General features: G+C 61.7%; 12 protein-coding genes. 9 read left to right on the forward strand and 3 right to left on the reverse strand.

Annotated features, from left to right (window positions below; translation table 11 throughout):
- Positions 1–27: 27 nt before the first annotated feature.
- Positions 28–624, reverse strand: coding sequence for a flavin reductase family protein (locus tag ADU59_RS21035; protein WP_244506471.1), 597 nt, complete (start codon positions 622–624; stop codon positions 28–30).
- A gap of 251 nt (positions 625–875) precedes the next feature.
- Between ADU59_RS21035 and ADU59_RS30920 the strand changes: the two genes are divergently transcribed.
- Positions 876–1,052: a hypothetical protein gene (locus ADU59_RS30920; protein ID WP_099050897.1), complete on the forward strand. Its 177-nt coding sequence runs from the start codon at positions 876–878 to the stop codon at positions 1,050–1,052.
- A gap of 10 nt (positions 1,053–1,062) precedes the next feature.
- On the opposite strand, the gene ADU59_RS21040 is transcribed toward ADU59_RS30920, so the two are convergent.
- Positions 1,063–1,986, reverse strand: coding sequence for an AraC family transcriptional regulator (locus tag ADU59_RS21040; RefSeq protein WP_068956165.1), 924 nt, complete (start codon positions 1,984–1,986; stop codon positions 1,063–1,065).
- Positions 1,987–2,177: 191 nt separating this feature from the next.
- Between ADU59_RS21040 and melA (ADU59_RS21045) the strand changes: the two genes are divergently transcribed.
- From melA (ADU59_RS21045) to ADU59_RS21080, 8 genes are all read left to right on the forward strand, one after another.
- Complete coding sequence (gene melA, locus ADU59_RS21045) at positions 2,178–3,650, forward strand: alpha-glucosidase/alpha-galactosidase (RefSeq protein WP_068956166.1); 1,473 nt, start codon at positions 2,178–2,180, stop codon at positions 3,648–3,650.
- A gap of 175 nt (positions 3,651–3,825) precedes the next feature.
- Positions 3,826–5,913 (forward strand): ABC transporter substrate-binding protein, encoded by a 2,088-nt coding sequence (locus ADU59_RS21050; protein WP_068956168.1) that lies wholly within the window; start codon positions 3,826–3,828, stop codon positions 5,911–5,913.
- Between the two features lie 82 nt (positions 5,914–5,995).
- The gene (locus ADU59_RS21055; protein WP_068956170.1) at positions 5,996–7,009 is read left to right on the forward strand and encodes an ABC transporter permease; all 1,014 of its coding nucleotides are present in this window, start codon (positions 5,996–5,998) and stop codon (positions 7,007–7,009) included.
- A complete protein-coding gene (locus tag ADU59_RS21060) occupies positions 7,006–8,127 on the forward strand; it encodes an ABC transporter permease (RefSeq protein WP_068956173.1) in 1,122 nt (373 codons plus the stop codon). Before ADU59_RS21055 ends, ADU59_RS21060 begins: the two co-directional genes overlap by 4 nt.
- Positions 8,128–8,138: 11 nt before the next feature.
- A complete protein-coding gene (locus ADU59_RS21065) occupies positions 8,139–9,809 on the forward strand; it encodes an ABC transporter ATP-binding protein (RefSeq protein WP_068956175.1) in 1,671 nt (556 codons plus the stop codon).
- Between the two features lie 17 nt (positions 9,810–9,826).
- Positions 9,827–11,197 (forward strand): alpha-glucosidase/alpha-galactosidase, encoded by a 1,371-nt coding sequence (gene melA, locus ADU59_RS21070; RefSeq protein WP_068956182.1) that lies wholly within the window; start codon positions 9,827–9,829, stop codon positions 11,195–11,197.
- A gap of 116 nt (positions 11,198–11,313) precedes the next feature.
- Positions 11,314–12,075 carry a fumarylacetoacetate hydrolase family protein gene (locus tag ADU59_RS21075; RefSeq protein WP_068956184.1) on the forward strand — a complete coding sequence of 254 codons (762 nt, stop codon included), beginning with the start codon at positions 11,314–11,316 and terminating at the stop codon, positions 12,073–12,075.
- 104 nt (positions 12,076–12,179) lie between these two features.
- Positions 12,180–12,797 (forward strand): HAD family hydrolase, encoded by a 618-nt coding sequence (locus ADU59_RS21080; RefSeq protein ID WP_068956186.1) that lies wholly within the window; start codon positions 12,180–12,182, stop codon positions 12,795–12,797.
- A gap of 118 nt (positions 12,798–12,915) precedes the next feature.
- Here the strand turns inward: ADU59_RS21080 and ADU59_RS21085 are convergent, their stop codons facing one another.
- Entirely contained in the window at positions 12,916–13,569 is a 654-nt protein-coding gene (locus ADU59_RS21085) for a pyridoxamine 5'-phosphate oxidase family protein (RefSeq protein WP_068956188.1), read from the reverse strand.
- Between the last annotated feature and the right edge of the window lie 802 nt (positions 13,570–14,371).

Here is a 14,371-nt window from a genome sequence, read left to right on the forward strand (position 1 = left end):
ATATTCAGCCCGCCGTGGTTTTATGGTTCAGAGCGAAAAGCGGCCGTAGCGGCCGTTGGTGTAGATGAGCGAATGACCGTCACCGGAAACGATCGAGACCACGCGGCCGAGAATGATGGCATGGCTGTGCCGCTCGATCACTTCGTCGACCTCGCAATCGATGCCGGCCAGCGCCCCGCGCAGCACGGATGCGCCGCTGGCCAGCGTGAACCACTCGGCGCCGTCATAACGCTCCGTTCCCTTCAGTCCGCCCTTGCCGGCGAAACGATCGGCGACATCCTGCTGGTCGGCGCTGAGGATGTTGACGCAGAAATGGCCGTAGCGGCTGATGATCGGCCAGCTCGAGGAGCTGCGGTTGATATTGACGATCATCGTCGGCGGATCGACGGAAAGAGCGGTGGCCGAGGTCACGGTGGCGCCGGTGCGCTCGTCGCCGACACCGGCGGTAATGACCGACACGCCGCCCGACATCCGCCGCATGGCCGATTTCAACGCATCCTCGTCCGCCACATGCGGAAAGGCATGCTCCCGTTGCGGGGCAAGCCGGTCGATCGAATTTCTCAAAGCGACGTTCATGCGGGTCCACTCTTTTGCCGTATCGTTCATGGTGCCGGATTTACGCATGGAAGGCACGTCCGTCTCAAGCAAAGAATGCCCGCCGGTACGGGCGAAGCTGGATCGATTTTTCAATCATCATAAAATTTATAGATTATATTATTTTACGGTGAGCCCGGGATTCTGCGACAGTTGCACGTCGCCGCGATACGGCAACGTGCAATAAGGCATCAATTTCGTAGACTATTGACAGGATCATCAATTGTGTCAGGATTGTGTTAATGCCTGTTAACACATCCCATGAAACAGCGGAGAACTGAATGTTTTATCACGGTGGAATGACGCTCGGTTACCTCACGCCGCCGGCGAAGAAGGAAAAGGTCATCCGCGTTGAAATGCCGGTGAAACAGGCCCGCGTGGAGCAGACCGATGTCGAGCAGGAGCGCGATCAGGAACTCAGCCGCGCTTTTCTCACCCCCTGGCATCTGTTTTATTAAGCCCTGAATTTTAGCGGGCCTGTCCCGCATCCGGTGTCGCCCGGCCGTTGCTGGCGATGCTCGAATACATGCCCGTGGTGCGGAATTCCGTCGGGCTGGCGCCGAAATAGCGGCGGAACACCTTGGCGAAATAGTTCGGGTCCTCGAAGCCGGACATGACAGCCACTTCCTTCACCGACAGATGCGCCGCCTTGGTGAGGAGCTTGGTTGCCCGTTGCAGGCGCTTGCGCAGCACGAATTCGGCCGGTGGCATGCCCTCGCTGGCGGCGAACACTCTCGAAAAATGCGCCCGGCTGAGGCCCGAGACCTCGGCAAGCTTTTCCACGGGAAGCGGATGCGCCAGATTGGTGGCGATATGATCGATGACATGCTGCATCGTCCGGTATTCCTGGCTGAAGACCGGGTGCGAGCCGAAGACGTCGTCGTAAAGCACCATTGCCGACTCGTAGGCGATGGCGGATGCGCTGCCCGGCGCGTCGGCACCGCCTGAGATCAGCCGCAGGCTGCAATCGGCAAGGCGTTCGATGGTTTCCGGCTTGAGGTTGAGGATCGGCCCGGTCGTTGCGAGAATGGCCTTGTGGATGCGCAGTGCTTCCTCGCCGTTCATCGAAATCCAGAAGAACTCCCAGCGGCCGTCCTGTTCCAGCCAGTAGCGGTGGTTGTGCGGCACCAGCACCAGCAGCGTTTCGCCTTCGCGAACCCGGTAGTTGCGTGTTTCGTAGCGCAGGTTGCCGGCACCGGAAATCGTGTGCTGCAGCACCGTGAACGGCGTCTGGCCGCGCTTGCGGCCGTCCCAGTCATAGGTCGCGTCCGTGCGGATCTCGTAGCCCGTGCTGGTCGGCATGGTGTGCAGGCTGTGGCGTCCGCGCGGCAGCGAAACCGTGCGCATGACAGGCCCATTCTCGATCAGTCGTTTAAGCATAGAATTACCCATGAAAGCACAATACCTCTCTGGCGGTACCAAACATTATACGCATAATGCCCCTCAACAAAGCAAGATGACCGGGTTGGAGCGGCATCGACAGGGGGAGTTGGGAGGCAAGGAGCGGTAAAGCGCTTTGTTTTCCGTGCATTGATTTTACCCTGTCCGTTTCTCCCGGCCAAATGACCAGTGACGAGGACAGCATGAGCAGCTTCAAGATAGCCATTATCGGCGCCGGCAGCGTCGGCTTCACCAAGAAACTCTTCACCGATATTCTCTGCGTGCCGGAGTTCCGTGATGTCGAGTTCGCCCTCACCGACCTGAGCGAGCACAATCTCGGCATGATCAAGTCGATCCTCGACAGGATCGTCGAATCGAACAACCTGCCGGCCAAGGTGACCGCATCGACCGACCGCCGCGAGGCGATCGCCGGCGCGCGCTACATCATCTCCTGCGTCCGCGTCGGTGGTCTGGCTGCCTATGCCGATGACATCCGCATTCCCTTGAAATACGGCGTCGACCAGTGCGTCGGCGATACGATCTGCGCCGGCGGCATTCTCTATGGCCAGCGCAATATCCCGGTCATCCTCGATTTCTGCAAGGACATCCGCGAGCTGGCGGAGCCCGGCGCGAAATTCCTCAACTATGCAAACCCGATGGCGATGAACACCTGGGCTGCGATCGAATACGGCAAGGTCGATACGATCGGTCTTTGCCACGGCGTCCAGCACGGGGCCGAACAGATCGCCGAAATCCTCGGCGCCAAGGACGGCGAACTGGATTACGTCTGCTCCGGCATCAACCACCAGACCTGGTTTACCGATGTCCGCGTCAAGGGCCGCAAAATCGGCAAGGATGAACTGGTCGCAGCCTTCGAGGCGCACCCGGTTTTCTCGCAGCAGGAAAAGCTGCGCATCGACGTCCTGAAGCGGTTCGGCGTCTATTCCACCGAGAGCAACGGCCATCTGTCGGAATACCTGCCCTGGTATCGCAAGCGGCCTGAGGAAATTACCCGCTGGATCGATATGTCCGACTGGATCCACGGCGAAACCGGCGGCTACCTGCGCTACTCGACCGAGACCCGCAACTGGTTCGAGACCGAATTTCCGCAGTTCCTCAAGGACGCCGAAAAACCGATCGATCCGGCCCGCCGCTCCAACGAGCATGCCAGCCATATCCTCGAAGCGCTGGAAACCGGGCGGGTCTACCGCGGCCATTTCAACGTCAAGAACAATGGCGTCATCACCAATCTTCCGTCCGATGCGATCATCGAATCGCCCGGCTTCGTCGATCGCTTCGGCATCAATATGGTGGCCGGCATCACGCTGCCGGAAGCCTGCGCCGCCACCTGCATTTCCTCGATCAACGTCCAGCGCATGTCGGTCCATGCCGCCATCTCCGGCGATATCGATCTCCTGAAATTGGCCGTGCTGCACGATCCGCTGGTCGGCGCCATCTGCACGCCGGAAGAGGTCTGGCAGATGGTCGACGAAATGGTCGTGGCGCAGGCCGAGTGGCTGCCGCAATACGCCCATGCCATTCCCGCTGCCAGGGAGCGCCTGAGCAAGGCAACGGTCAAGACCCGCGACTGGAAGGGCGTTGCCCGCCGCGAGGTTCGCTCGATCGACGAATTGCGTGCCGAGAAGGATGCAACGAAATTGAAGGCAGCCGGCTAAGCAGCGGCGGCAAACCATGCGAGGCCCGTTTTCCGGAGGAGGGAGGCAGGTCTGGGAGTGGGCGATCCGTCGCCCGCTCTCTTCCGGTCGGTGGCATGATGCTCCCGCCGGGTGCTTTTAGGAGGAGAGCCGCCCATACCGGGCCGGCCTGGAGCATGAGGGAGAAACAACGACAATGAGCAGCTTTTTCCATCCCAAGAAAACCGCCGCCCTGCTTTTGGGCGTTTCGGCGTTCGCAGTCACGGCCTGGGCTTCCGAGCCGACCGTCGTGCCCGAGCAGCCGCCCTTCCCGGCGCAGGGCAAGATCACCTATGTGCCGCGCGATTCCATCGAGGAGTTCAAGGCGTTGCCGGACTATCATGAGCCGGATTGGGTCACGGAGAAATTCGTCAAGACCGGCAAGCTGCCGCCGGTTGGCGAGCGTCTGCCGAAGGAGCCGCTGGTGTTCAAGACCGGCAACATGCCCGATGGCATCGGCGTCTATGGCGACACGATGCGCCACGTCGTCGGCGGCCGTCCGGAAGGCTGGAACTATTCCGCCGGCCAGACGCAGGGCTGGGGCGGCATCGACATCGCCTTGTCCGAATGCCTGACCCGCACCGCGCCGCTCTTCCAGGTGGAAGCCAAGGATGTGGAGCCGCTGCCGAACCTGGCAAAGAGCTGGGATTGGTCCGAAGATGGCCACAAGCTGACCATGCACCTGATCGAAGGCGCCAAATGGTCCGACGGCGTCCCCTTCTCCTCCGAAGACGTGATGTTCTACTGGAACGACAACGTTCTCGACCCCAACGTCACGCCGCTGAACGGCGCCACGCCGGAAACCTTCGGCGAAGGCACGACACTGAAAGCCATCGACGCCAATACGGTCGAATGGACCTTCAAGGAAGCCTTCCCGCGCCAGTATCTCTATTCCATGGCCTACGGCACGTTCTGCCCGGGCCCGGCGCATATCCTCAAGACCAAGCACCCGAAATACGCCACCGGCTTTACCTACGACCAGTACAAGAACGGCTTCCCGCCGCAATATTTGAACATACCCGTCATGGGCGCCTGGGTCCCGGTCGCATACCGGCCGGACGACATCATCGTGCTGCGCCGCAATCCCTACTACTGGAAGGTGGACGAGGCCGGCAACCAGCTGCCCTATCTGAACGAGGTACATTACAAGCTGTCGACCTGGGCCGACCGCGACGTGCAGGCGATCGCCGGTTCGGGTGACTTCTCCAATCTCGAACAGCCGGAAAACTTTGTCGAATCGCTGAAGCGCGCCGCATCCGACAGTGCGCCGGCCCGCCTTGCCTTCGGCGCCCGCCTGACCGGTTACAATCTGCGCATGAATCTCTCCGCCAACGGTTGGGGCGAGCCCGACCAGCGCGGCCAGGCGGTTCGGGAATTGAACCGCAACGAGGACTTCCGCAAGGCGGTCACCATGGCGCTCGATCGCAAGAAGATCGGCGAATCGCTGGTCAAGGGCCCGTTCACGGCGATCTATCCGGGTGGCCTGTCTTCCGGCACGAGTTTCTATGACCGCCAGTCGACCGTCTACTATCCCTTCGATCTGGAAGGCGCCAAGGCGCTTCTCGAAAAGGTCGGCCTGAAGGATACGGATGGCAACGGGTTCGTGAACTTCCCGGCCGGAACGGCGGGTGGGCAGGACGTTCAGATCGTGTTGCTGACCAATGGCGATTACGGCACGGACCGCAATCTCGCAGAAGGCGTGATCGGCCAGATGGAGCAGCTCGGCCTGAAGGTGACACTCAATTCGCTCGACGGCACCAAGAAGGACTCCGCGCACTATGCCGGTCAGTTCGACTGGACGATCCGCCGCAACGATCCGGACCTGACATCGGTGGTGCAGAACACCACCCAGCTTGCTCCGACCGGCCCTCGCACCAGCTGGCATCACCGCGCCGGCAAGGACGGTACCGTCGATCTTCTGCCCTACGAGAAAGAACTCGTAGGCATCGTCAGCAAGTTCATCGCCACCAACGACAATGGCGAGCGTTCGGAGCTGATGAAGCAGTACCAGAAGATCGCAACGGAGAATGTCGATACGGTCGGCCTCACCGAATATCCGGGCGCGCTGATCGTCAACAAGCGCTTCTCGAACATTCCTGTCGGCGCTCCGATCTTCATGTTCAACTGGGCGGAAGATACCATCATCCGCGAGCGCGTCTTCGTGGCGGCCAACAAGCAGGGCGATTACGAACTGTTCCCGCAGCAGCTGCCGGGCAAGCCCGGCGACAAAGGCCCGATGAACTAGTCCGGACCGCGTCAGTTCTCAGGCCGCGCCGACAGCGCGGCCTGGGGAAGAACCCTTGAACACACAAGAGAACCTAACAGCCATGTTCCGATTTCTGCTTGTGCGCATCGCGTCAGCCATACCCGTCCTGTTCGTGCTCAGCGTCGTCACCTTCGCGATCATCCAGGCACCGCCGGGCGATTACAGCGACTATATCCGGTCGCAGATGATCAACCAGGGCGGCGCCTCCTTCGAGGAAGCCGATGCCCAGGCGCAGGCCTACAGGATCGCCAACGGGCTGGATAAACCCATGGTCGTCCAGTACGTCAACTGGATCACCGGCATCGTCACGCGCGGCGATTTCGGCCACAGCATGTTCTACAACAAGCCGGTGGCCGACGTGGTCGGCGAACGGCTGCCCCGCACGCTGGCTCTGGCGCTCGTCTGCCATATCCTCGCGTCCGTCATCGGCATCACGTTCGGCATTCTGGCCGCCACACGGCAATATTCCTGGGTCGATACCCTGCTGTCGGGCATCTCCTTCCTCGGCATGACGGTGCCGCGCTTCCTGATGGCGCTGATCATCGTCTATATTCTGGTGTTCCATTTCAACGTCACCGAGATCAACAGCTTCCATTCCGCCAAATATGGCGGTGCGCCCTGGTCGTGGGACAAGTTCGTCGATCTCCTGAAACACGTCTGGCCGGTCATCGCCATCGCCACCTTCGGCGGGCTGGCCTATAATATGCGCGTCATGCGCGGCAATCTGCTCGATACGCTGAATGCGCAATATGTCGAGACCGCGCGGGCCAAGGGGCTCTCCGAGGGCGCCGTCATCATGCGCCATGCGGTGCCGAATGCCCTGCATCCGCTGATCATGTATCAGGGCGTCGTCCTGCCCTACATGCTGACCGGTGAAATCGAGACCGCGATCATCTTCGCACTGCCGACCGTCGGCCCCGCCATCGTCGGCTCGATGTGGGTGGGCGACGTCTATGTCACCGCCACCTTCATGCTGGTCCTCTCCGCAACGCTGATCGTCGGCAACATCATCGCCGACATGCTTCTGGCGCTGCTCGATCCCCGCGTTCGTCTTGGCGGAGGAGCACACGCATGAAAGCCGACGTTCAAACCACGGTCATCGTGCCGGTTCCCGCCCCCCATCACGGCAACGAAACCTATTCGGCGCTGGTCTGGCGCCGCCTGCGGCATTCCTGGACCGGCATGGCCGGGTTGATCCTCGTCTGCCTGCTGATGCTGATGACGGTGTTTGCCGAGTTCTTTGCGCCCGTCGATCCGAAGCTGACCGGCGTTGCCTTTGCGCCGCCGCAGACGATCAGCATCACCGATCCGGACGGCAGTCTCGTCTGGCCGCGCACCTACCGGATCGGCGAAGGCACCGAGCTCGATCCGATCACCTTCCAGCCGATCGTCGGACCCGACTATGCCAATCCGCTCAACCTCGGCTTCTTCGTCAAGGGCTTCCAGTACCGGCTGCTCGGCCTGATCCCCACCGACCGGCACTTCTTCGGCGCCGTCGACGGCACGCCGGTCAATTTCCTCGGCACCGACAAGTTCGGCCGCGACGTGCTGTCGCGCATCTTCTACGGTTCGCGCGTCTCGCTGATGATCGCTTTGACGGTGGTCTTCATCATCACCGTCGTCGGCACCACGGTCGGCATGGTCTCGGGCTATTTCGGCGGCCGCTTCGATGCATGGATGCAGCGCTTCGTCGAGCTGGTGCTGGCCTTTCCGCAGCTGCCGCTCTATCTGGCGCTGACCTCGCTGATCCCGGTGACGGCGCCGACCAATGTCTTCCTCGCCTTCGTCATCTTCGTCATGTCGGCGCTCGGCTGGGCGCAGATGTCGCGCGAAGTGCGCGGCAAGACACTGGCGCTCGCCCGCATCGAATATGTCCGTGCGGCCATGGCGATCGGCGCCACCGACCGGCGCATCATCTTCCAGCACATCTTCCCCAACGTCATGAGCCACGTCATCGTCGCGGTAACGCTGGCGATCCCCAATGTCGTGCTCTTGGAATCCTTCCTCGGTTTCCTCGGTTTCGCGGTCAAGCCGCCGCTGATGTCCTGGGGGCTGATGCTGCAGGACACCGCCACCTATTCCGTCATCGGGTCCTATCCCTGGATCCTTTCCCCCGTGGCCTTCGTGCTGATCACCGTCTTTGCGTTCAATGCGCTGGGCGACGGTCTGCGCGACGCCGTCGACCCATATTGAGGAGACGACCCATGGCACTCGTGGATATCAGCACACTTGCACCCGAACAGCGGCACGACCACGCCGCGGCGACCGGCACACCGATCATCGATGCCCGCCATGTCGGGGTGAAGTTCAAGGTCGAGAACGGCATTGTCGATGCCGTCAAGGATGTCTCGTTCCAGCTCTATCGCGGCGAGACGATCGCGGTCGTCGGCGAATCCGGTTCCGGAAAATCGGTGACCGCCCGCACCATCATGGGCCTGCTTACCAAGCGCGCCACCGTTTCGGACCGCGCCAGCATCGATTATGACGGCAAGAACGTGCTGACATTTTCCGATCGCCAGCGCCGGGCGCTGCGCGGCAACCGCATCTCGATGATCTTCCAGGAGCCGATGAGTTCGCTCAACCCGGTCTACACGATCGGCGCCCAGATCATCGAGGCGATCCGCGTCCACCAGAAGATGAGCCGCAAGCAGGCGACGGAACGGACACTGGAGCTGTTGCGCCAGGTGCAGATCCCCGATCCGGAAGCCCGCCTCAACCAGTATCCGCACCAGCTGTCCGGCGGCCAGCGCCAGCGCATCATGATCGCCATGGCGCTGGCCAACAGCCCCGACGTTTTGATCGCCGACGAGCCGACGACAGCGCTCGACGTCACCGTGCAGGCGCAGATCCTCAATCTCATCCGCGATCTGCAAAAGACGATCGGCATGGCGGTGATCCTGATCACCCACGACCTCACCGTCGTGCGCCAGTTCTCCGATTATGTCTACGTGATGCAGAACGGCGAGGTGAAGGAACACAACACCACGCAGGCGCTGTTTCAGGAGCCCCGGCATCCCTATACCCGCCATCTGCTCAATTCCGAGCCAACCGGCATGGCCAATCCGATGCCGGTCGATTCCGCCGCCATTCTCGAAGGCCGCGACGTCCGGGTTTCCTTCATGCTCAAGCATGGCGGCTTCTTCAAGCCGCAGCTGAAGGAGCTCGTCGCGGTCGACAGCCTCTCGATCAAGCTGCATCGCCACGAGACGCTCGGCCTTGTGGGCGAATCCGGCTCGGGAAAGACCACTTTCGGCCAGGCGCTGGTCAAGCTCCTGATGGTGGATAGCGGCGAGATCCTGTTCGACGGCCAGTCGATCGAAAAGAAGAGCCGCGACGAGATGCGGCCGCTGCGCTCGCGCATGCAGGTGGTCTTTCAGGATCCGTTCTCCTCGCTCAATCCGCGCATGTCGGTCGGCCAGATCATCGAGGAAGGCCTGATCGTCAACAGGCTCGGCGCGACCCGCAACGAGCGGCTGGAGCGGGTGAAGGACGCGCTGAACAGCGCCGGCCTGCCCAACAACATCCTGTCGCGCTTCCCGCACGAATTTTCCGGCGGCCAGCGCCAGCGCATCGCCATTGCCCGCGCCGTCGCGCTGGAACCGGAATTCATCCTGCTCGACGAGCCGACATCGGCGCTCGACCTGTCGGTGCAGGCACAGATTATCGAACTGCTGCGCAAGCTGCAGGACGAGAAGGGACTGAGCTACCTCTTCATCTCCCACGATCTCAAAGTCGTGCGCGCGCTCTGCCACCGGGTGGTGGTGATGCAGCATGGCAAGATCGTCGAAGAGGGCCCGGTCGAAGACGTTCTGACCCATCCCAAGACCGCCTACACCGAACGGCTCGTCCGCGCCGCCTTCGAAGTAGCCGCTTAAAGCAAAGAGGCCTATCCATGACCAGACAACCCAAGATCACCTTCATCGGCGCGGGCTCCACCGTGTTCATGAAAAACATCATCGGCGACGTGCTGCAGCGTCCGGCCCTGTCCGGCGCGAAGATCGCGCTGATGGACCTCAACCCGCAGCGGCTGGAAGAAAGCGAGGTCGTCGTCAGCAAGCTGATCTCGACGCTCGGTGCCAAGGCCACCATCGAGCTGCATTCCAATCAGAAAAAGGCTCTCGAAGGCGCCAATTTCGTCGTCGTCGCCTTCCAGATCGGCGGCTATGAGCCCTGCACCGTCACCGATTTCGAAGTGCCGAAGAAATACGGCCTGCGCCAGACGATCGCCGATACGCTCGGCGTCGGCGGCATCATGCGCGGCCTGCGCACCGTGCCGCATCTCTGGTCGATCTGCGAGGACATGATGCAGGTCTGCCCCGAGGCGATCCTGCTGCAATATGTCAACCCGATGGCAATCAACACCTGGGCGATTGCCGAGAAGTACCCGAAGATCAAGCAGGTGGGCCTGTGCCATTCCGTGCAGGGCACGGCGATGGAGCTGGCCCACGATCTGGACATTCCCTATGAGGAAATCCGCTACCGTTCGGCCGGCATCAACCACATGTCGTTCTACCTCAAGTTCGAACATCGCCAGCCGGATGGATCCTACCGCGACCTCTATCCGGACCTGCTGCGCGGCTACCGCGAAGGCCGGGCGCCGAAGCCCACCTGGAACCCGCGCTGCCCCAACAAGGTGCGCTACGAGATGCTGACCCGTCTGGGCTATTTCGTCACCGAAAGCTCGGAGCATTTTGCCGAATACACGCCCTATTTCATCAAGGAGGGCCGCGAGGACCTGATCGAGAAATTCGGCATTCCGCTCGACGAATATCCCAAGCGCTGCATCGAGCAGGTGGAGAAGTGGAAGGGGCAGGCAGCGGCCTACCGTTCGGCCGACAAGATCGAGGTGGCGCAGTCGAAAGAATATGCCTCGTCGATCATGAACTCGGTGTGGACCGGCGAACCGTCGGTGATCTACGGCAACCTGCGCAACAATGGCTGCATCACCTCGCTGCCGGACAATTGCGCCGCCGAAGTGCCGTGCCTCGTCGATGAAAACGGCATCCAGCCGACCTATATCGGCGCCCTGCCGCCGCAGCTGACCGCCCTGATGCGCACCAATATCAACGTGCAGGAACTGACGGTCGCCGCCCTCATGACCGAGAACCGCGAGCATCTCTATCATGCGGCGATGATGGACCCGCATACGGCGGCCGAACTCGATCTCGACCAGATCTGGTCGCTGACCGACGATCTGCTGGCCGCCCACGGCACCTGGATCCCGGAATGGGCCCGCGTGTCCCGGAAAGTTCAGGCCGCGTAACACCCCTCCCGGTTGCGCGACAAGGAGACCCCGGAACAACAATTCCGGGGTTTTCCTTTTGTGTCGAGTGTGATCGAAGAGAGCGACGCACCGCCGCTATCCCGCAGGAGACAGACATGCCCGCCAGTTCCGCCATCACCACGCTCGCCCGCCAGCTGTCGGATGCCGACAATGCCGGTATCCGCCTGGCCGCTGCCAGCCTTGTCGAGCCAGCAAGTCAAACGGACGCCTTCGCGGTCCAGCACGAAACCCTCGCGGTCAACGGCTGGCTGACGGGCGGCTACAAGGTGGCGATCCGCCCGGACGGCAGCTCCGTTTCCGCGCCCATGGCCCATATCACCCATGCCAGCACATCCGGCAGCGCCGGTTTCGAACGCCCCGCCGTCGATGCGCTGGAGGTGGAAATCTGCTTCGTGCTCGGCAAGGACCTGCCCGCGCCGGGCAGCGCGCCCTATACCCGCGAGACGCTGCTCGAGCATGTCGCCACCATCTCTTCCGGCGTCGAATTTCTGGGCCACCGCCTGGATGACGGCAGCAAGTCGCCGGCCCTGCTGTTCCTCGCCGACCGGCTCGCCAATGCCGGCTATGTGCTGGGCGAAGAATTGAGCGCCGATGTGCTTGCGCCCGGCCAGGCCTATCCGCTGACCGTCACCGTCAACGGCGACACGGTTTTTGCGGGCCCCGGAAAACACCCCAACGGCGACCCGGTTGCCGCCTTCCTCGTCTTCGCCAATGCCTTGACGCAGACCGTCGCCAAGGGCCGGATCATCACCACCGGCAGCCTCTGCGGCGCCATCCCGCTCCCCACCCGCGCCGCCATCGCCATCAGCGGGTTTACGACGCTGACAGTCACGGCGGCTTCGACGCGCGAGGTTTGACGGGAGCAATTGGCCCCGGATTTTATGAGACCGTCGAGGCGGCCGTTTGGCCTTGCGGCACCGCCATATAAAAACGCCACGTCGCAGCTGCCGGGAGACCGAAGATGAGCAATATCAGATTGGCGGCATTCGACGTGGACGGAACACTGCTCCGGGGCGAAAACATCTGCGGCTGTATCGGCCGGCATATCGGGCGCTCAACGGAGATGGAGGCCTTCGAGCGTCTGCGGTCTCGGGAGGAGATGACGACAGGACGAGAGACCATGCTGGAATGGTACCTTCCTTTCAGCAAGGCCAGATTGATTGAGCATCTGGCTGACCTGCGTCTTGCTCCGGGTGTCACACAGGGTTTCGCCCGGCTGAAGGCCGCAGGGGTCAAGATCGCCCTTGTCTCGATTACCTGGCAATTCGCGGTCGAATGGCTGGCCGCAGAGCTGGGTGCCGACTATGCGGTCGGTACGGGCTGGCGGGAGGATAACACCCTCAGCCATTTCTGGCCGGAAGATAAGGCCATCTATCTGAATTCTCTGCTCGCCGAACTCAAGCTGGAGCAGGGGGCTCTGGCAGCGGTCGGTGATTCGCATGGTGATATTCCCATGCTCAACCTCGCCTCTCGAAGCTATTTTGTCGGTAAAGCCCTGCCACAGGAACTGCTCCATGCCGAGCACTGGCCTCACGCGGATATCGAAGAGATAGTCCTGGACATGCTCGCGCGAGGTTAGGGTCATACGACCGCTTATGCCCGCGCCCGGCCTATCCGCCGACCGCCACTGTCAACGGCGACCGGCGTAAACCTGGAGGCGGGCGAATGCCCGCTCTCTCTCAAAAACGTCGGTATTCTCAGTACATCGTCTTCTTGTATTCGACTTCGAGGGCGTCATCTATCTTGCGCATCTCGGCATCATCGCCCGGGGCACCGGTTGTCTGATCCAGAATGATCTTTGAAAGCGACGGCATCGCGCGGCGATCCTGAAAATGATCCGGGTTCCACAGGTGAGAGCGCCGAAAGGCCTTGGCGCAATGCAGGAAGACCTCGCTCACCTTGACCACGATTGCGAGTTTGGGAATGCGATCGTCAACACGCATGCTCTCGAGAATATCCGGGTCATTCACCAGGCTGGCCTGCCCATTGACGCGCAATGTGTCATCAAATCCCGGAATGATAAACAGCAGCCCGACGCTGGGGTTGTCGAGAATGTTCACCAGACTGTCGAGGCGATTGTTGCCGGGCCGGTCCGGTATCGCCAGCGTGTGCTCATCCAGGATTTTGACAAAGCCGACGGGGTCGCCCCGAGGACTGACATCGGCCTTGCCATCCGAATTCTGCGTGCCGATGCAGATGAATGGCGAACGCCGGATAAATTCCTGCGCATGCCCGTCGAGTGAGTCCTGACACTTCTGAATGGCCAGAGGGGTTACCGCATGAAACAAACGTCGAAGAGATTGCTCATTGGTGATGACAAATTCCGGATTGATCCCGCGTTCCTTGATCATGCTGCCTCCCGAAGCTCCCTTTTGTCCGACCAGCCTCACCTGAATGGTTCGTTTGATGGTTCGTCCGTCCGCTCGCGTGCCACGCGGCGTTTCCTCCAGCCCGATGAGCTGTCGGATCCACCTTTGGCGGTATCCGACAGCTCATCCGCATCCTGATTGATGTACGTACCTCAAAGTATTGCGATCCGTCAAGAGGCAGGACTGCCCCGGGTGCTGAGGCCGCGGCTGGACTGCCGCGGATAGGGCCCCCATGCGGGCGCGGCGCGTTCTTCGATACCAGGTGGATCGTCGCCTGCCGGTGTGAGCTGTGGCGGGAATCGGGACAGCGGACGTCTTGCAGATCGTTACCCAGGCCAGCGGCGGGAGCTGGTAAATCGGTGGCGAGCGCAGGTGGCCGAAGGCGAAGAAGGGGCATTCCGATTCCACGGCTCCGGTACCATCATACCCTGCCCGCCGGCCCCTCCGTTTCGGGGACAATCTTCTGCTTCCGGAAAAAATTCATCCCCGCAAATCCCCGCCGTTTTGTTCCATGCCATCATGAGCTTGTTCCGCCGAGGATACACCGGATTGCGTTGCCGGCGAGGCGGGGCCGGTGCCCGGACGGTTTGGCGAAACGCGCGTCAAATCCCCGGGGCTGCGTGAAAGGCGGTTCTCCTCCGGTTCGTGAAAGCGGGCCGGGCGTGCCGGGTAGCCACACCACGGGCGGTTCACCCCGCCGGACGGCTTTGCCGTCCATGGGTCCAGGGCTAAACCCCGCCTCATTGAAAGGCCTGGCGGATAAGCGGCCAGGCTGGGGCATTGG

The sequence above is a fragment of the Pararhizobium polonicum genome, assembly GCF_001687365.1.
Classification (GTDB): Bacteria; Pseudomonadota; Alphaproteobacteria; order Rhizobiales; family Rhizobiaceae; genus Pararhizobium; species Pararhizobium polonicum.

What these genes read in the sequence shown, in the direction of transcription:
- melA (WP_068956182.1), top strand. Translation starts at nt 9,827, where the DNA reads ATGACCAGACAACCCAAGATCACCTTCATCGGCGCGGGCTCCACCGTG.
- ADU59_RS21055 (WP_068956170.1), top strand. Translation starts at nt 5,996, where the DNA reads ATGTTCCGATTTCTGCTTGTGCGCATCGCGTCAGCCATACCCGTCCTG.
- ADU59_RS21050 (WP_068956168.1), top strand. Translation starts at nt 3,826, where the DNA reads ATGAGCAGCTTTTTCCATCCCAAGAAAACCGCCGCCCTGCTTTTGGGC.
- ADU59_RS21075 (WP_068956184.1), top strand. Translation starts at nt 11,314, where the DNA reads ATGCCCGCCAGTTCCGCCATCACCACGCTCGCCCGCCAGCTGTCGGAT.
- melA (WP_068956166.1), top strand. Translation starts at nt 2,178, where the DNA reads ATGAGCAGCTTCAAGATAGCCATTATCGGCGCCGGCAGCGTCGGCTTC.
- ADU59_RS21080 (WP_068956186.1), top strand. Translation starts at nt 12,180, where the DNA reads ATGAGCAATATCAGATTGGCGGCATTCGACGTGGACGGAACACTGCTC.
- ADU59_RS21035 (WP_244506471.1), bottom strand. Translation starts at nt 624, where the DNA reads ATGCGTAAATCCGGCACCATGAACGATACGGCAAAAGAGTGGACCCGC.
- ADU59_RS21085 (WP_068956188.1), bottom strand. Translation starts at nt 13,569, where the DNA reads ATGATCAAGGAACGCGGGATCAATCCGGAATTTGTCATCACCAATGAG.
- ADU59_RS30920 (WP_099050897.1), top strand. Translation starts at nt 876, where the DNA reads ATGTTTTATCACGGTGGAATGACGCTCGGTTACCTCACGCCGCCGGCG.
- ADU59_RS21065 (WP_068956175.1), top strand. Translation starts at nt 8,139, where the DNA reads ATGGCACTCGTGGATATCAGCACACTTGCACCCGAACAGCGGCACGAC.
- ADU59_RS21060 (WP_068956173.1), top strand. Translation starts at nt 7,006, where the DNA reads ATGAAAGCCGACGTTCAAACCACGGTCATCGTGCCGGTTCCCGCCCCC.
- ADU59_RS21040 (WP_068956165.1), bottom strand. Translation starts at nt 1,986, where the DNA reads ATGGGTAATTCTATGCTTAAACGACTGATCGAGAATGGGCCTGTCATG.